15 protein-coding genes are annotated in these 16,048 nt (G+C 59.9%); 4 read left to right on the forward strand and 11 right to left on the reverse strand.

What is annotated here, in order from left to right:
• Window positions 1–24: 24 nt before the first annotated feature.
• Genes WAO69_RS05870 through WAO69_RS05890 form a run of 5 tightly spaced genes read right to left on the reverse strand, consistent with a single transcriptional unit; the run spans window position 25 to window position 5,580 of the window.
• Window positions 25–1,197 carry a thiolase family protein gene (locus tag WAO69_RS05870; protein WP_422177120.1) on the reverse strand — a complete coding sequence of 391 codons (1,173 nt, stop codon included), beginning with the start codon at window positions 1,195–1,197 and terminating at the stop codon, window positions 25–27.
• Window positions 1,194–2,816, reverse strand: coding sequence for an AMP-binding protein (locus WAO69_RS05875; protein WP_422177121.1), 1,623 nt, complete (start codon window positions 2,814–2,816; stop codon window positions 1,194–1,196). The genes WAO69_RS05870 and WAO69_RS05875 overlap by 4 nt, the downstream gene beginning before the upstream one ends.
• A complete protein-coding gene (locus tag WAO69_RS05880) occupies window positions 2,813–3,295 on the reverse strand; it encodes an aromatic-ring-hydroxylating dioxygenase subunit beta (protein ID WP_422177122.1) in 483 nt (160 codons plus the stop codon). Before WAO69_RS05880 ends, WAO69_RS05875 begins: the two co-directional genes overlap by 4 nt.
• Window positions 3,292–4,626, reverse strand: coding sequence for an aromatic ring-hydroxylating dioxygenase subunit alpha (locus tag WAO69_RS05885; protein WP_422177123.1), 1,335 nt, complete (start codon window positions 4,624–4,626; stop codon window positions 3,292–3,294). The genes WAO69_RS05880 and WAO69_RS05885 overlap by 4 nt, the downstream gene beginning before the upstream one ends.
• A 12-nt stretch (window positions 4,627–4,638) precedes the next feature.
• Complete coding sequence (locus WAO69_RS05890) at window positions 4,639–5,580, reverse strand: PDR/VanB family oxidoreductase (protein ID WP_422177124.1); 942 nt, start codon at window positions 5,578–5,580, stop codon at window positions 4,639–4,641.
• Window positions 5,581–5,659: 79 nt separating this feature from the next.
• Here WAO69_RS05890 and WAO69_RS05895 point away from each other — a divergent pair, with 79 nt between their 5' ends.
• Window positions 5,660–6,148, forward strand: coding sequence for a MarR family winged helix-turn-helix transcriptional regulator (locus tag WAO69_RS05895; protein WP_422177125.1), 489 nt, complete (start codon window positions 5,660–5,662; stop codon window positions 6,146–6,148).
• Here WAO69_RS05895 and WAO69_RS05900 read toward each other — a convergent pair.
• The gene (locus WAO69_RS05900) at window positions 6,139–7,089 is read right to left on the reverse strand and encodes a 2-hydroxyacid dehydrogenase (protein WP_422177126.1); all 951 of its coding nucleotides are present in this window, start codon (window positions 7,087–7,089) and stop codon (window positions 6,139–6,141) included. The two genes, WAO69_RS05895 and WAO69_RS05900, sit on opposite strands and share 10 nt — an antisense overlap.
• 266 nt (window positions 7,090–7,355) lie before the next feature.
• Here WAO69_RS05900 and WAO69_RS05905 point away from each other — a divergent pair, with 266 nt between their 5' ends.
• Complete coding sequence (locus WAO69_RS05905; RefSeq protein ID WP_422177127.1) at window positions 7,356–8,129, forward strand: aspartate/glutamate racemase family protein; 774 nt, start codon at window positions 7,356–7,358, stop codon at window positions 8,127–8,129.
• Here the strand turns inward: WAO69_RS05905 and WAO69_RS05910 are convergent.
• The 3 genes from WAO69_RS05910 to dctP all read right to left on the reverse strand — a co-directional run bounded on the left by WAO69_RS05910 (window position 8,126) and on the right by dctP (window position 11,104).
• Complete coding sequence (locus WAO69_RS05910) at window positions 8,126–9,463, reverse strand: TRAP transporter large permease (RefSeq protein WP_422177128.1); 1,338 nt, start codon at window positions 9,461–9,463, stop codon at window positions 8,126–8,128. The genes WAO69_RS05905 and WAO69_RS05910 overlap by 4 nt on opposite strands.
• An 18-nt stretch (window positions 9,464–9,481) precedes the next feature.
• Entirely contained in the window at window positions 9,482–9,982 is a 501-nt protein-coding gene (locus WAO69_RS05915) for a TRAP transporter small permease (protein ID WP_422177129.1), read from the reverse strand.
• Between the two features lie 84 nt (window positions 9,983–10,066).
• Window positions 10,067–11,104, reverse strand: coding sequence for a TRAP transporter substrate-binding protein DctP (gene dctP, locus WAO69_RS05920; RefSeq protein ID WP_422177130.1), 1,038 nt, complete (start codon window positions 11,102–11,104; stop codon window positions 10,067–10,069).
• 248 nt (window positions 11,105–11,352) lie between these two features.
• Here dctP and WAO69_RS05925 point away from each other — a divergent pair, with 248 nt between their 5' ends.
• Window positions 11,353–12,438: an NAD/NADP octopine/nopaline dehydrogenase family protein gene (locus WAO69_RS05925; protein ID WP_422177131.1), complete on the forward strand. Its 1,086-nt coding sequence runs from the start codon at window positions 11,353–11,355 to the stop codon at window positions 12,436–12,438.
• 1 nt (window position 12,439) lies between these two features.
• Window positions 12,440–13,420: a 3-hydroxybutyryl-CoA dehydrogenase gene (locus WAO69_RS05930; protein ID WP_422177132.1), complete on the forward strand. Its 981-nt coding sequence runs from the start codon at window positions 12,440–12,442 to the stop codon at window positions 13,418–13,420.
• A 51-nt stretch (window positions 13,421–13,471) separates the two neighbouring features.
• Here WAO69_RS05930 and WAO69_RS05935 read toward each other — a convergent pair whose 3' ends face one another.
• Window positions 13,472–14,506 carry a pyridoxal phosphate-dependent aminotransferase gene (locus tag WAO69_RS05935; RefSeq protein ID WP_422177134.1) on the reverse strand — a complete coding sequence of 345 codons (1,035 nt, stop codon included), beginning with the start codon at window positions 14,504–14,506 and terminating at the stop codon, window positions 13,472–13,474.
• A gap of 138 nt (window positions 14,507–14,644) precedes the next feature.
• The gene (locus WAO69_RS05940; protein WP_422177133.1) at window positions 14,645–15,982 is read right to left on the reverse strand and encodes a helix-turn-helix domain-containing protein; all 1,338 of its coding nucleotides are present in this window, start codon (window positions 15,980–15,982) and stop codon (window positions 14,645–14,647) included.
• Window positions 15,983–16,048: the final 66 nt, after the last annotated feature.

Below are 16,048 nucleotides of genomic sequence, written 5' to 3' on the forward strand. Positions count from 1 at the left end.
TCGGTGGGGGCTGAAGGGGCTGCGTCATGCGGCCTCCAATATGGCGGCAGATGAACACACGCCCCGGTCATAGTTAATCATGCCAAAGCCTGAAACAAGCGCCTTTCGGGCACCTTTGACCTGCGTTGGCCCGGCCTGTTGCGTGACTTGCCGCAGTGCTTCGACCAGACCGATGAACCCGCCTGCCGCACCGGCCTGACCGGCCGACAGTTGCCCGCCATTTGTGTTATGCGGAAAGTCCCCGGTGATGGTCATGTCCTTGTTGCGCAGGAAATCGGCACCTTCGCCCTTGGCGCAAAAACCCAGATCCTCGATCTGCATCATCGAGATGACCGGATAGTCATCATAGGTCTGCACAAGGTCCATGTCTTCGGGCGCGGATCCGGCCATGCCGTAAAGCTGGTCCAGATCCACGGTCCAGCCGCCGCGCAGTTGAATGGGATCTTCCGAATGGGCGTTGTGGCGCTCGATGGCACCGCCAATACGGGCAAAGGGCAGGTTGCGCCTGACCGCATCGTCTTCGGTCATCACGAGGAAAGCCTCGGCCCCGGCCACAGGCATCACGCAGTCAAACAACGCGATGGGATCCGCGATCGGGCGGGCTTCGAGATAGGCCTCCAATGTGAGGGGCTTTTTCATGATCGCCGCGGGATAGTTCAGCGCATTGGCGCGCTGTGCGACGCATATGCGTCCGAAATCGGCGCGGGTCGCGCCGTATTCCTGCATGTACCGGTCCGTCAGCAAAGCGAAATTCGCATTTGGTCCGCCGTAACCGTAGGGATAGGACGCATCCATCGCAAAGCGCGAGAAGGACGACAGCAGGCTGCGGAAACTGTCGATGTGATTGGTGTCTCCGGCCACGCAGGCCACGATATCGGCATCACCCGCCTGCACGGCGCGCGCCGCACGTCTCAGCGCGACCACCCCCGAAGCGCCGCCCATGGGGATTATGTCCAGCCAGCGCGGCGACAGGCCCAGATGCTGGGTCAGACCCACAGGCGTGTCGGGAAACAGCGTGAAGGACGACACCGAGAACCCGTCCAGTTCCTTTGGCAAGACGCCTGCCGCCTTCAGTGCCTGGCGCAGCGCGGTGGCGATCCACCAGTGGGCCGTGTCGATGGAATAGCGCTGATAAGGCACCGAGATCGGGCAGGTCAGCACAACGCCGTCATAGCTTTGCCGAGCGCGCCCCATCATGTCACCTGCCGTTTCTTGAGATGGGTGACATCGAAGGCCTTGCCGCTGGCCAGCAGAGTCGCCGCCATCTCCTTGAGCGAGGCGCGTTGGATCTTCTGGGTCGGGGTGAGGGGCAGGGCGTCGACAAAAGCGATATAGCCGGGCACCTTGTAATACGCCATCTGATCCAACGCCCAGCGGGTAATGGCCAGCGCGGTTTCAGCTGACGGATTGGCGACCGTCAGACAGGCAAAGACCTCATCGCCCCGGATCGGGTCAGGCACCGGGGCAACACCGGCTGCGGTGATATCGGGATGGTTCATCAGCACCGATTCAACATCGACGGCCGCGATGTTTTCGCCAGAGCGGCGGATCACATTCTTCTTGCGATCCACAAAGAACACGCGGCCCTCGGCGTCGCGGCGCACGATGTCGCCGGTATGAAACCAGCCGTCCTTCCAGGCCTCATCGGTGGCAGCCGGGTCCTTGTAATACTGCGTGAAGAAGCCGGCGCGGGGAGTCGTTCCGCTGCGCCGCACCAGCAATTCGCCTTGCTCGCCGGGTGCTGCATCCTTGCCGGCATCGGTCAGGATGCGCAGTTCCATCTCTGGTCCGGGTCGGCCAAGGCTGGACTGTCCGATCAGTCGGTCCGGCGCATTATTGGTGATGGCCGTCGCAAGACCTGTTTCGGTCATCGCCCAGCCTTCACACAGCGGAAAGCCGAACCGCGCCTCAAAGGCCGCATGCAGCTTCGGATCAACGCCCGCGCCAAAACCGAAACGGACAAAATGGCTGCGGTCCTCAGGGGCTTCGGGCATCTTCATCAGGATCGAGGGCATCACGCCCAGATAATGCAGACAGGTCGCCTTGGCATCGCGCACATCCTGCCACCAGGTCTTGGGATGAAAGCGGTCCAGGACCGTCAAGGACCCGCCCACCGACAGTATGCCCATGAACGAGGCCGCCATCGCATTCATGTGAAAGACGGGCAGGGGCGTGATCATCCTGTCGCCCTCATCGCTCAGATCGGCAATGCCGCCCAGATCGCGGTACCAGTCCCCCGCCATCAGGAAATAGGTGTTGGACAGCACACATCCCTTGGGTTTGCCGGTGGTGCCCGACGTATAAAGCACGGCCGCCTCGCGCGCAGAGCCCTCGAGCGGTTCGGCAACGATGGAGTGAGGTCGCGGTGCCGGCACCGTATCGTCTTCACCGATAACGGGGACATCAAGGCCTGCTGCCCGCGCGGCACCGGCAAGATCTGCCAAACGCGACGCGATCGACATGACCAGCGCGGGCTCGGAATGGCCAAGAAGATACTCAAGTTCCGAGGCGCGCAGGTCGGGGTTGATCGGCACCACCGACAGCCCGAGGCGGTTCAACGCCAGCCAGATCAGGAAAAACCGCGGGCGGTTCTCCAGCAGCAGCGCCACGCGCATGCCCGGTTCATAGCCTGCTTCGGAAAACACCTCTGCCATCCAGGCGATCTTGGCTTCGGCCGCGCCATAGGTGATTTCCCCCGGATCGATACCATAGACATCCGCCGTGCCCGGCAGCACGTTCAGAATGGCGCGTTCCGGCCAGCGCCGCGCGGCGGCCAGAAAGGCATCGTGGATCGAGGGGAGATCGGTCAGGCTCATGGCAAAAGCTGTATGTTGCCGAACGCGGCATCACAGTTGAGAAGGTCGACACGTTTGTTGGCGATGCGGATCGCACCATCCACCACCGTCAGCTCATGGCGCGCCGTCAGCGCCAGCAATTGCTGATCATCCAGCCGGGTCTCGACATAATGCATGGATGTATTGGTGACATAGCGGTTCGCCTCGGGATCGTATCCATCCACAAAGGGGCGTTGGATCACATGGCTGCATCGGCTTTTGGGTTTCTGCGAGAATGTCCGCTCGCCCTCCAGCCGTTCGACCCTGAGGCGCAGCATGAAATTGTCTTCATACAGCAAAGATGTGGTCATGACCGGATCATCCTGCTTGTAATCCAGCGGCATCCAGTAATGCCCCTCGGGCATCCACAGCGCCAGCCATTCGCCAAAGCGTCCTTCATCCAGCATACGTGCCTCGGCATAGATGAAATCGATCAGATCGTCTTTTGAAGGAACACTCATTCGGCAGCCTCGGCGCGCGCGGGTTCTGGCTCTTCATGCATGAACTTGGCCCAGGCATGAAACTGATTGCGCATCTGACGCTCGGTGGTGCCGTTCTCGACCGCTTCCAAATCAAAGTCTTCGTCATCCTGATACAGACGCTGGATGTTCACCCATTCCAGACCATCCGACATCAGACCTTCCTGCGCGCGTTCATACATCTCGAGATCATCATGCCCGACGATCGAGGTGGGCGCGTTGATCATGCGGTTGTACATGGCCGAGCGCGCGGTCAGCTCACGCGGTGCGCCCACGGGGTGATAAACGTAGGATTCCACCAATGTCTTGTTTGCACCCAGCGGGATGAAGTTACGCAGCTGGCCCAGCGGAGCCTTGACCATGATGTTGGGGAAATAGACCGTGTTGTGGCGGTTCTCATCCAGGATCGCTTTGGCGCGCTCCTCTCCGTAAGCCTCTGTCATGGCTTCGAAATAACCCGGAATGCCGTCGTAATCGGAATGGATCGAACCTTTGACACCGGTGTGACCGTGTCCGTTGGGCCAGGTGCGGATGCCGATGTCTTCGAAGAACTCATAGGCCGACATGAAGGGCGCGATGATCTGCATGGCTGCGGGGCGGGGTTCGGGATTGCCCATCTCGCCCCACAGGCGCACGGCGGTGCCGGCACTTGATTCATGGGCCACCATCGGATGGCATGTATCGGTCTGGTTCTCGACCAGCATCTTCCAGTTGCATTGGTGCATGTAGCGCAGCGGCGGGCCTGCGACCTCCATCCGCCCTTCAGGTGCCCGGTCGACCATGTTGTCGATCGACGACAGGCTGTCGCCAAAAAAGTCCTCAAACGAGATACCGGTCTCGGCCAGGCGCGCGAACACGAAACCACGATAGTTCACGACGGCCCCCACAGCCTTCATGCCCCGTGCGTTCTCGGTCTGATCAAGACCTGTATCCTTGTACCCTTTCTTCAGCGGGATGGCCAAAAGACAGCCATCCGTCTTGAACGACCACGCATGATACGGGCAGCGAAAGAACTTGCCGGTATTGCCTTGCCGGTCGATGGCGATCTTGGTCCCTTTGTGTGGGCAGCGATTATAGAGCACATGGATCTCGCCATCCGAATGGCGCACCTGAATCACGGGTTGATCGGCAACCTGCGTGGTAAAGTAATCGCCCTTGTTGGGTGTCTGGCTGTCATGACCGACAAACACCCAGGTGTTGCGAAACACATGGCGCATTTCCAGCCGGTAGACGTCTTCACTGGTATAGATATCCCGGTGGACCTGATGGCCCTGAACCAGAGCGCGGGCGGTGTCCAAGGTGTAGGCGGGCATTGGCGTTCCTCTCTACAGATCGAGCACAAGGCGGGGTGTCTTGGAGCGGCTGACGCAGATTTGCATGACCTCACCGGCTGCGCGCTCCGCATCCGACAACACCACATCGCGGTGGTCTGGCGTGCCTGCGATCACATCTGTCTGGCAAATTCCGCAATCGCCGCGTTGGCAATCATACATCAGATCAAGACCGGCCCCTTCCAGCACCTCGATGATCGTTTTGCCCGGCGGGATCATATAGACTTCGCCGGTGTCGTGAATTTCGACCTCAAAGGCCGTATCGCCATCCGCCACGGCCGCCGAGGTGAACAGTTCGATGTGAATCTGGTCTTCGCTCATACCCGCCTGAATGGCAGCCGCGCGGGCCGCGTCGATCATGCCCTTGGGTCCGCAAATGTAGACATGCGTGTCGGCACCGAGGGTGGACATGAGCGCGGTCAGATCCAGCGGGTTGGTGTCGTCATGATGCAGGGCGATGTCTTCAAACGCGCCCTTCAGGGCCTTGCCAAAACCCATGACCTGTGCCGAGCGGGCGCTGTAGACAAAGCGATAGGCGCGACCGGCTTTCTGAAGCTCTGTCGCCATGGAGATCATCGGTGTGACGCCGATCCCTCCGGCCAGCAAAAGCGCAGGACCGCCGTGATCGCGCAGTTCGAAATCGTTTTTGGGGGCCTGCGCCTTCACCACGTCTCCGACACGCAGCCTGTGCATCTGGCGCGATCCACCATCGCCGGCATCTTCACGCTGAACGGCGATGGTATAGGTCTTTGCATCGTTTTCACCCGGCCAGTCGATGAGCGAGTAGGACCGCGTGCCGGTTTCACCCAGATCAAACACCAGATGCGCCCCGGCGGTATAGGCAGGCAGCGCCGAACCATCCGACGCGGTCAGTTCGAAGACGCGGATGTGATCGGTTTCGTCCCGGATCGCCGTAACACTCAGCGAAAGAGTCATCGGTGCTTTCCCCCTGTTGGCATTAACATGAAATTTCATATAAACTGGGTCAAGTGAAATCTTGAAAGGTCAGCGCCGCATGTCAGACAATGCCGTTCAGCCCCTGAGGCATGAACCGTCCGTGCAGGACTCGCCCAGTTTTGTTGGCGATTATCTGCTGTATCTGTTGGCGGCTGTCAGTGACCGGGCCAGTGGCCAGTTTCACGACCATGTGCGCTTGGACGGCCTGCGGGTACCTGAATGGCGGGTCCTTGCCTGCCTGAGCGACGAGGACGGCGCGATGGTCACCGAACTGGCCAGGCTGTCCCTGCTTGAGCAATCGCGTCTGACCAGGATCATCGACCAGATGGCCGCCAAAGGGCTGGTCAGTCGTGGGGCCGATCCCGCCGATGCGCGCCGCGTGCGGGTATTTTTGACCCGGCACGGCCGCGCGCTGGCCACGCGCCTTGTCGATGACGCGCAGGCCCATGAAAAAGGCCTGCTGGCTTTGCTGACCGAGCAGGAGGCAGCCGTGCTCAAACCGGTTCTCAAGGCGCTGCTTGCGCGGCTGGAAGACGATCAGCGCTGAACCATATCCGCGCATTCCGGGATCGGGGTAACAGCGGCCCCATCGTGAAAATGCGCGCGGATGTTCTCGGCCACCAGCGCGAACATGGCACCGCGCGTCTCGCGCGTGGCGCTGGCCGCATGTGGGCTCAAAAGAACATTCTGCATATCGCGCAGGCTTTGCGGGACATGCGGTTCGTCCTCGAACACATCCAGAGCGGCCCAGCCCAGCCGCCCCGCCTCAAGCGCCGCGATCAACGCCGCCTGATCCACCACGGACCCGCGCGCCGCGTTGATCAGGCCGGATTCAGGTCCAAGCGCGTCAATCACCGATGCGGTGATCAGCCCATCGGTGTCCGAGCCGCCAGGCAACAGCAGCACAAGCGCCCTGCACCTGCGCGCCATCTCTTCGAGGTCGGCGCAGAATTCATAGGCTACATCCTGACGGCTGCGACCATGATAAAGCACGGTGACATTGAACGCCTCGAGCTTTTTCGCCAGATTGCGACCGATCCGCCCAAGGCCGACGATGCCCACGGTCTGTCCTTCGATCGACCATGTCAGCGGTGTCTGCCCACTCTCCCAGGCTCCGCTGCGCACATGCCTGTCCTGACGCACATATTCCCGGCTTGCCGCCAAAAGCATCAGGAAGGCAAAATTCGCCACATCCGCGTTCAGCACGTCGCGGGTATGCGTGATGACGATGCCGCGCGCCCGGGCAGCCTGCACATCCACCCCGTCATAGCCGACCCCCATATGCGAGATGATCTCCAGATTGGGCAGCCTGTCCATGACATCTGCGCTGAGGGCACCGGCAAAATTGATCACCCCGCGAATGTCTTCTGGCCTGTCGATCTGCCAGTCCGCAGACGGATCATCGATCACCTCCAGGGTGATATCCTTTGGCAATGCAGTGACAACCGGTGGGGGAGGTTGGCGCAGGGCAAGAACGCGGATGGTCATGGGATTTGGCTCCTCGGCGTGATGGGCTAGGGGTGACATATTCCGGACCTGTCTTCCAGTGGGCAACAGGTGCTGGACAGATTACTTGCATTTGCATATGAAAATTCAAGCGCGGCCTCGAATCTCACACTTGCTTTGAACCGGCGCGCCAGCACAGCACATCTGCCGCCAACAGGACCTCTCTTTTTCGTCTTCGGGTTGTCAGAACCGTGGCGCGGCGCGGCAGGTGAGGGGCCAAAGCCCCCCTACAAAACGGAGAACAAGCCATGAAACTCTGGTACCAATCATACGTTGATTACGAAAACGGCGCATCTTACTGGGATATGCTGCAACCGCATCTTGATACGGTGTCCTCCCCGGATACGCAGGTGGATATTCGCGGGATCACGCCCTATGACAGCTACGCGCACCCTCTGGTGGAGTTTCGCTGCGCACGCGAGATGATCTGCAATGCGATCCAGGCCGAGCGCGAAGGCTATGACGCGTTCATCGTCGGCCACTTTCAGGATGCCGGTCTTTATGAGGCGCGCTCGGTCGTCGATATCCCGGTGATCGGACTGGGCGAAGCGACGATGCTGTGGTGTTGCCAGATGGGCCAGCGTCTGGGAATCGTGACGATCAACCCGCGCTTTATCCCATGGTTTCACCATCAGATCGGCAAGTATGGATTGCGCGATCGTGTCAGCGGTGTCCACTCGATGAGTTTCGAACCCGGTCAGATCCTCGGTGCCTATGGCGATCCTGCAAAGGCGGCCGAGGTCAAGAAGCTGTTTGAAGAACAAGGACGCCCCATGGTTGCCGAGGGAACAGATGTGCTCATTCCCGGCGGCGGCATTCCGATGCTTTTGTTCTCACAGTTTCATGACCATCAGATCGACGGGGCTCCGGTTGTGAACGGTATACCCATCGCCGTGCAGATGGCCGAGATGGCGGTCAATCTCAAGCGCCACACCGGTCAGGGCGTGAGCCGCGTGGGAGATTATGCCAAAGCTCCCCCTGAGGTGATCGAAGAGTTCCTCACCCACCCCAAAGGGCTTTAGTTTCCAAGGCTTGGCAGCCAGGTCGCAATGCCCGGAATGAAGATCAGCATGACGACCAGAAAGATCGAACAGCCGATAAAGGGCAGGGCGGCCAGATAGATATCACGCATCTTGGTGTCGGGCGGAGAGACGCCCTTCATCACGAACAACAAAAGTCCGAACGGCGGCGTGGTAAAGCTGATCTCCAAAGCCAGCAGGACGATCACCGCAAACCAGATCAGATCAAAGCCCAGCGTTTGTGCCAGCGGGAAGAAGATCGGAACCGTCAGCAGCATCATCGACAACTGGTCCATGAACATGCCCAGTACCAGCAGGATGCCAAACATGATCAGCAGCATGGTGATCGGATCCAGATCAAACCCGGTGGCCCAGCGGATCAGGCCGGAAGAGGCCCCCGAAAAGGCCAGCAGCGCCGAGAATGTTGCCGATCCGAAGATGATCAACAGCGCCATCGTCGTGACCTTGAGCGCACCGGTCACGGATTTGACGATCCCCTCCCATGTGAGCGAGCGGTAGAGAGCCGCAAGGACAACCACGCCAAGGCATCCAAACGCCGCACTTTCGGACGGGGTCGCAATGCCGAACATGATCACCAGGATCACACCGATCACGATCGAGACCATGGGCAGGATATCAAAAAAGAACAGCCGCAGTTTCTCGCGCCAGGAGGTGCTTTCCAGCTCGTAGGCAGGGGCTGCGGACGGATCATACAGCGCCATGCCAAGGATCATCACCGCATACATGATCGCCAGCAACAGACCCGGCAGAATGCCTGCAATCAGCAGCTCTCCGATATCCAGTTCGGCCAGCGTTGCCAGAAGAACCGCCAGCGCCGAGGGCGGGATCAGCATTGCCAGGCCCCCGGTCCCCAGAATCGGGCCGATCGACATATGTTTCTTGTATCCGCGCTTTTGCATCTCAGGCACCATCAGCGAGCCCAAAAGTGCCGTGGATCCCATGGATGAGCCCGACAACGTCGCAAAAGCCGTACCGCCGGCAACGGTGACAAATGACAGCCGTGCGGGCAATTTGCCCATCAGACGATCGACCGCCCCAAACATGCGGTTTGCCAACCCCGTGTGAAAGAATATCTCGCCCATCAACAGGAACATCGGCACCGGCATGAGGTTGAAGGATGTGATCGTGGGGATCGCGTTATTGGCCAACTGGCCTATGCCGCGCGCCATCTGGTCAAGGATATCGCCCCGTCCCCCCATGAAATAGGCAGCACCGATGACGTTGGCGGCCAGAAAGGCCAGAGCCACGGGTACGCCGAGCACCATGAAAAACAAGATCATTCCCAGCAGGAAGAAAAGCGCTTCGAACCATTCCATCGCGATGCTACCTAACGCTTATTCATACACGCCGGCTTGGCCGGAATGCAGGGTTTCCGGGCCAAAGACGAAGCGGGCAAACTGAATGCCCATCAGTCCGAACCCGATGGGCATCGCGCCCAACAGCAGCCATTTGGGCATATCGAGGCTGCGCATTTCCGCATCGCCGAATTGATAGGCTTTTAGCGTGCCCTGAAAGGTGTACCAGACGAGGATCGCGCAGATCACCACGCACAGACCCGATACAGCCCGGCTGAATGGGCGTTGCACGGATTTAGGCAGGGCGGCACTCAGAAGTTCGATGAACACATGGCCTTTGTGACGTACCAGCCAGGGGGAGGCTGCCATCACGATATACAGCAGGCCGAACTCGGCGAATGTGAACACATGGCTCGACCATTGCCCGGACAGGTTCACGCTGCGCGCCACCGCGCTGATTACGATCCCAAGCATGATCGCAACCAAATAAATCCCGGCCAGGATGGCCAGAAAATCACATATGCGATCAATCACGCGCATCTGGTTTCCCCTGCGGTTGCCTCAGGCCCCTCTTGTCGGGGGCGTGCCGCGCCACCCCGCAACAGGGTGGCGCGCTCTGTGTGATCAGGATCCGTTGTCCAGCGCGTAGTACTGGCGCAGAAGGCGGTATGTTTCCGCACCTGCACCTGCACCGTCAATGCGCTCGTACATACGCGCCCAGGCCGCATCATCAGCCAGTTTCTGATAGGCAGCACCGGCTTCTTCGGTTGGGTGGCTGACGAATGTCATGCCGCCATCCAGCAGGATCTGGTTGTCGGATACAACGTCGGCCTGACGATCATTGAAGGATTTCTCTTCCCACTCGATCACCACGCTCTGGATCAGTTCCTGGCTTTCCGGGCTCAGGGCGTTCCAGGCATCAACGTTGAAGATCACGCCGATATCCGTGTTGTAGAACATCGGATCAACACGGTAGGAGAGGAACTCGTTCCATTTCAGCTGGGGAATGCCGATCTCCGTCCAGGCAGCAGAGTCAACCACGCCCTTTTCCAGCGCCGAATACACTTCGGTGGCCGGCATGGATGCGGTGGTGGCGTTCAGCGCAGTGAAAAACGCGTTGTAGATCGGGTTGTCGCGCAGTTTGACACCGGTCAGATCGAGAACGCCGTTTTCGTCAAACTTGGGTTCGGAGTTCATGAAGATGTGGAACTTGATGCCCCCATCGATCCAACCCAGATGGCGAACGTTGAAGCGCTCCTGGTGGGCTGCGTCCATGATGGCAGCACCGCCGTTGGCACGCGCTTCCATCGGGGTGACGCGGGCTGCGACCATCGCGTCGATCTCAGGAACGTTGGCTCCGTAAAACGAGCCCGGCGTATGCACCATGTCGATGACACCATCGCGCACGGCTGCGGGTTGCTGGAACATGCCGATGGCTTCGGGACCACCACGCACATCAATCTGAACGATGCCTTTGCCGCGTTCGTTGATGTCTGCGACCATCGCAAGGAAGGTCTTGGTGTAAACCAGGAATTCGGGGAAGGCGTGAACCGCGCTCACGCGGTCTTCGGCCTGGGCCGATGTTACACCCAGCGACAGCGCAAGGCCGATCGCGGGCAGGACGGTAGTTGCCTTGGTGGAAAGGCGGGTGAAAAAGGACATTCGTCGTCTCCCTGTGTGTCTTCTTATTGTGACCAAACGTTTATCGTGACCAAACGTCGCCAAAAAAGGCAGTTTTGACGCAGGCATCTTGCACCCCTCTGCAGGGGTTGCAAGGGACCCTATCAAAATTTCTATGCATTTGCATATGAAAAGCTTGACCATGTCACAAAAGCGATGAAAATCTGATTACATGAAATTTCATGTAATTGGGTTTGGCATCGTTTGCACAGATCCGGGAAGGGTAAACCATGCAAATAGCTGTTCTGGGTGGCGGCAATGGATCGACCGCCGCAGCCGTAGATCTGACTGAGCAGGGCCATCATGTGCGTTTCTGGCGCCGCAATGCCCAGGCGCAGGAGGCGTTGCGGGCGCGTGACAACATGTTGACGCTGAAGGATGCCAAGGGCGAACGGCCCATTCGTATTGGCGTGGTCACCTCGGATATCGCCGAGGCTCTGCAGGGGGCTGATCTGATTGTGTGTCCGACTCCTGCAACTGCTCAGGAGGATATTGCCCGCGCGATGGCTCCGTATCTGAGCGATGGACAAGTTGTTTTCCTTCCGCCGGGCAGTTTTGGCAGCTGGATCATGGCCGATATCGTGCGCCGCGCGGGCAATCCGGCTGATGTCAGCTGGGCCGAGGCGGGGACATTGCCCTATCTCACGCGCATGCACGGCGTTGATACCGTCGCAATCACGACGCGCGCCACGCGCTTGCCCACCGGGGTCTATCCGTATCGCAATGCAGATCACGCTCACGCGGTTCTGGCATCGGCCTATCCTTCGGTCGAGCGCGCCGATGATGCGCTGTCCGGGGCTCTGATGAATGCTGGGCCGATCATTCACCCGCCGCTGATCACGATGAACGCCGGTCCGATCGAACATTTCGATCACTGGGATATCCACAATGAGGGCACACAGCCTGCGATTCGCCGCGTCACCACGCGGCTTGATCAGGAGAGGATCGCGGTGCGCGAAGCGCTGGGATATGGCGCGCCGCATTTTCCGCTTGCGGATCATTATGACAACGATGCCGAAGAGTGGATGTATGGGAACGCCGCGCATGAAAAGCTGACCGATAGCGGGGACTGGCGCGAGTATCTGGTCCTGACCGAACATCGTTACATGCGCGAGGATGTGGCAATGGGGCTGGCATTTCTGGTGTCGGTCGCCGACTGGGCCGGAGTGGCGGCACCGACCGCGACGGGCATCCTGGCGATGGGGTCAGCAATCTGTGACGATGATTTTCGCCAATCCGGCCGGACGCTTGAATCACTAGGCCTGTCCGGCATGAGCCGGTTCGAGTTGCAGACCATGCTGCGCGACGGACTCTGATATGGCTGAAAGAGAGATTATCGCAGCCGTTGGCGCCGGGCGGATGGGGCGCGGCATGGCGGTTGCCTTTGCCTATGCGGGGCACCCTGTCCATCTGATCGACGCCAAGCCACGCACGCCGGAAGACGCCGCACGACTGGCGCAGGAGGCGGGGGCCGAAATTCGCGCCACGCTTGGCATGATGGCAGGGTTCGGGTTGCTGGAAGAAACAGAAATCGACGAGATGGCTGCCCGCGTCCGGTATTTCTCGAATGACGCGCTTGAAACAGCTCTGGCTGGCGTGCGCGTTATCTTTGAAGGCGTGCCTGAAACGATGGAGGCCAAGACAGATGCCTTTGCACGCGTTTGCGCTGTTGCGGCTGCGGATGCGATCATCGCCTCGACCACCTCAACGATCCTGTCCAATGATCTCCAGCCTCTGGTGAGCCATCCAGAACGGTTCCTGAACGCGCATTGGCTGAACCCGGCCTTTCTGGTGCCACTGGTCGAATTGTCTCCGGGCGATGCAACTGCGCCGCAAACCACCGCCGCTCTCAAGGAATTGCTTGAGCGTATCGGCAAGGTTCCGGTTATCTGTGCCGCAAGCCCCGGATACATCGTTCCGCGCATTCAGATCCTTGCGATGAACGAAGCCGCGCGCATGGTCGAGGAGGGGGTGGCCAGCGCCGAAGACATCGACAAGGCGACCAAATACGGCTTTGGGTTTCGCTTTGCGGTGCTGGGGCTGTTGGAGTTCATTGACTGGGGCGGTGGTGACATCCTGTATTACGCCAGCCGCTATATGGCCGGAGCTACTGGCGCAGATCGTTTCAAGGCTCCGGATATCATCGAGGCCAATATGGCCGAAGGGCGGACAGGTCTGCGCGACGGACAGGGGTTTCTTGACTATGAAGGCATGGATGTTGCCGCTTATCAGCGCGGCCGGCTGGATGCCTTTGCCTCCATGCTGCGCCATCTGGACAAAATGCCGGTCAAAGGGTGACAGGCGGTTCTTGACGCTGCTTCGCCTGGGATCGAACAGGTGTGCTTGCCGTCAAGAGCCTGTTGCGGTGGCTGTCCCGGGCGATGCGCCGGCAAGAAACGCCTCCAAGGCGCCAAGAAACAGATCGTTATGCGCAGGCAGTGAGACCGACACCCTCAGGAAATGCTCCAGACCTGCCTCGCGGGTGCGGTTCACGATGATGCCGGCCGTGTCAAAGACATGCTCCACGATCGCCTCGGTGGTATCGGGGTTCTGATCTGGTGGGCTGAGCAGCAGGAAGTTCGTATGGCTGGGCAAAACGCTGCACCCAAGCGCCTGCATCGTGGCGCTCATCCGGGCACGCTCGGCCTTGATTTCGCTTACCCGGGTTTGCACCGTTGCCATATCCCCCAGCGCTGCAATCGCTGCGGCCTGCGCCAGCGCATTCACCGTACCCATCCCGCGCGCCGCATAGAGCAGCGGAATCATCCAGTCTGGCCCATGACACCACCCCACGCGCGCGCCCGCCAAACCGTAGGCCTTTGAGAAGGTGCGCGTGACAACCACATTCTCGCGACCTTGCACCAGCGCATGAACCCCGGCGCAATACTCGGGGGTCGCAAACTCGCCGTAGGCCAGGTCCAGAACAAGCAGGACCTGTGGCGGCAGCGCATCCGCCAGACGTGCCAATTCCCTGGTGTCCACCAGAGTTCCTGTCGGATTGTTCGGATTGGCCAGAAACAGCACCCGCGTGCGCGCCGTCACCGCCGAAAGCAGGGCATCCACATCCGTGGTGAAATCCTGCTCGGGAGCTTTGACAAGGTCGGCACCGACCCGGTTGGCGGTCAGGGCGAATTGGATATAGCCATATTCGGTGATCAGGATCTCATCGCCCGGACGGGCAAAGACGCGGGCGATCACGTCCAGCAATTCTTCCGAACCATTGCCGCAGATGACATGTTCGGGATCAATTCCGTTTGATGCGCCGATCGCATCCCGCAAACCGTCGCAATGTGGACTGCCATAGGATTGCACGCGGCCGGCTGCGTTGTGCAAAGCCTCGCCAACAGCAGGAGAGGGGCCGTAGGGCAGTTCGTTGAAACCCATGTTCACAACGGGCAGGCCCAGCGGTTGCGCACGGGCAATGCGCCCGCGGATCTGCATCGGTTCGAGATAAGCCTGTGGTCGCATCACTGTCCCTTTCGTCTTGTGCGCAGTTGGTCGCAAATCGCGGCGACGCGCAAGTCAGCTTTCGTATCGGGTGCGCCCGCGCCGGTCCGCATGAATGCCCAACTGAATATTCAGCGGCTGGTGGGCGCGTTGCGAACAGGCTTTGCGCGGGCAGACATGGCAGGAAATCCCGATCTGGCGGAAGATGGCGGGGTCGGTCGTGTTGAACGGTTCGGCGTAGCAGATCTTGTCCGCATGCGCGCGCTCACACCCCAGTGCCAGGGCCATACGCCTGTCCTGCGTGTCACGGCTGAAGACGGGGCGATTTGCCGAACGGCACAGCGTAAAGAACTGCCCGCCATCGGGAAGCTCGACGAACCGCGGGATGATGTCGCCGGGCGTGCGCAGGGCATGATGAATATCCCAGACAGGGCATGAGCCGCCGCGTTCGGCCAGGGTAAAGGGTGTAGCGTTGAACCGTTTGGTCACGTTGCCGGCACGATCCACTCTCAGCAAAAAGAAGGGAATCCCGCGCCGGCCTTCACGGTGCAGGGTGGTCAGACGATGACAGACCTGCTCGAAACTTACTCCGAAACTCGCTGCCAGCCGGTCTAGATCATAGCGTGTGGTCTCGGCTGATTCGAGGAAGGCGTCATAAGGCATCAGCAGCGCGCCGGCGAAGTAGTTCGTGAGTTCAACCGCCAGGCGGGCTTTGGTGTCCGGGTCGCGGATGGGGGCTGCGTTTACGATGGCATCCACATGATCGGTGCACACCAGCAAGCCCAGCACATGGGCCAGCTGAAACACGCGATTGGTGTGATCCAGCGCCTGAGAGAGCAAGACCTCGCCCCTTTCACGATCAAAGACACGCAGGCTGTCAGGCATTTGTTCAGGGGGCACCACCTGTGCGGACAGCCCCATTTCGATGCGCAGAAATCGTTTGAGCGAGGCATACATGTCATCTGCCGCCCCTCCGATCCGTCCGCGGAAATCCTCGGCCACCCGCTCCAGCGAATTGAAGTGATTGCCGTGATCGCGAAACACGTCGTGAATTGCGGTCTCTGGCGTCGTGGCGAAAAAATCTGCCGCTTCCGAGCTGCCGGACATGCGGTTCAAGCGATCCGTAAGGGAGGTGTGGCTTTGATACAGCTGCAAGAACCGTTCGGTCACGCGCGGTGCGTGATCAAGGGCTGCGCGCAATTCCTGTATGTCTGGTGGCTCGCCGGGAAAGATCGGATCGCGCATGGCCGCGCGCAGCTCGGGCACGCGATTTTCCTCGCCGTCGCGCAGGAGATCTCGCCAGTCCACGCCGTAAGTCTCTGTAATGGCAACAAGAACGGGAACGGAGAGTGAGCGCTGATTGCTTTCAAGAAGATTTACATAGGCCGGGCTGATGCCCAGTCTTTCCGCCATGCGAGCCTGTGTCTCGCGATGCGTGCGGAGTTATGCCCGAAAGTTGGTGATGGTCTGAAGTAGGCG

Source organism: Aestuariivita sp., assembly GCF_049276915.1.
GTDB lineage: Bacteria > Pseudomonadota > Alphaproteobacteria > Rhodobacterales > Rhodobacteraceae > Aestuariivita.

Bases quoted from the DNA above. Each gene is read 5' to 3' on its own strand.
- WAO69_RS05870 (WP_422177120.1), bottom strand. From the start codon at position 1,197: ATGATGGGGCGCGCTCGGCAAAGCTATGACGGCGTTGTGCTGACCTGC.
- WAO69_RS05875 (WP_422177121.1), bottom strand. From the start codon at position 2,816: ATGAGCCTGACCGATCTCCCCTCGATCCACGATGCCTTTCTGGCCGCC.
- WAO69_RS05880 (WP_422177122.1), bottom strand. From the start codon at position 3,295: ATGAGTGTTCCTTCAAAAGACGATCTGATCGATTTCATCTATGCCGAG.
- WAO69_RS05885 (WP_422177123.1), bottom strand. From the start codon at position 4,626: ATGCCCGCCTACACCTTGGACACCGCCCGCGCTCTGGTTCAGGGCCAT.
- WAO69_RS05890 (WP_422177124.1), bottom strand. From the start codon at position 5,580: ATGACTCTTTCGCTGAGTGTTACGGCGATCCGGGACGAAACCGATCAC.
- WAO69_RS05895 (WP_422177125.1), top strand. From the start codon at position 5,660: ATGTCAGACAATGCCGTTCAGCCCCTGAGGCATGAACCGTCCGTGCAG.
- WAO69_RS05900 (WP_422177126.1), bottom strand. From the start codon at position 7,089: ATGACCATCCGCGTTCTTGCCCTGCGCCAACCTCCCCCACCGGTTGTC.
- WAO69_RS05905 (WP_422177127.1), top strand. From the start codon at position 7,356: ATGAAACTCTGGTACCAATCATACGTTGATTACGAAAACGGCGCATCT.
- WAO69_RS05910 (WP_422177128.1), bottom strand. From the start codon at position 9,463: ATGGAATGGTTCGAAGCGCTTTTCTTCCTGCTGGGAATGATCTTGTTT.
- WAO69_RS05915 (WP_422177129.1), bottom strand. From the start codon at position 9,982: ATGCGCGTGATTGATCGCATATGTGATTTTCTGGCCATCCTGGCCGGG.
- dctP (WP_422177130.1), bottom strand. From the start codon at position 11,104: ATGTCCTTTTTCACCCGCCTTTCCACCAAGGCAACTACCGTCCTGCCC.
- WAO69_RS05925 (WP_422177131.1), top strand. From the start codon at position 11,353: ATGCAAATAGCTGTTCTGGGTGGCGGCAATGGATCGACCGCCGCAGCC.
- WAO69_RS05930 (WP_422177132.1), top strand. From the start codon at position 12,440: ATGGCTGAAAGAGAGATTATCGCAGCCGTTGGCGCCGGGCGGATGGGG.
- WAO69_RS05935 (WP_422177134.1), bottom strand. From the start codon at position 14,506: ATGGGTTTCAACGAACTGCCCTACGGCCCCTCTCCTGCTGTTGGCGAG.
- WAO69_RS05940 (WP_422177133.1), bottom strand. From the start codon at position 15,982: ATGGCGGAAAGACTGGGCATCAGCCCGGCCTATGTAAATCTTCTTGAA.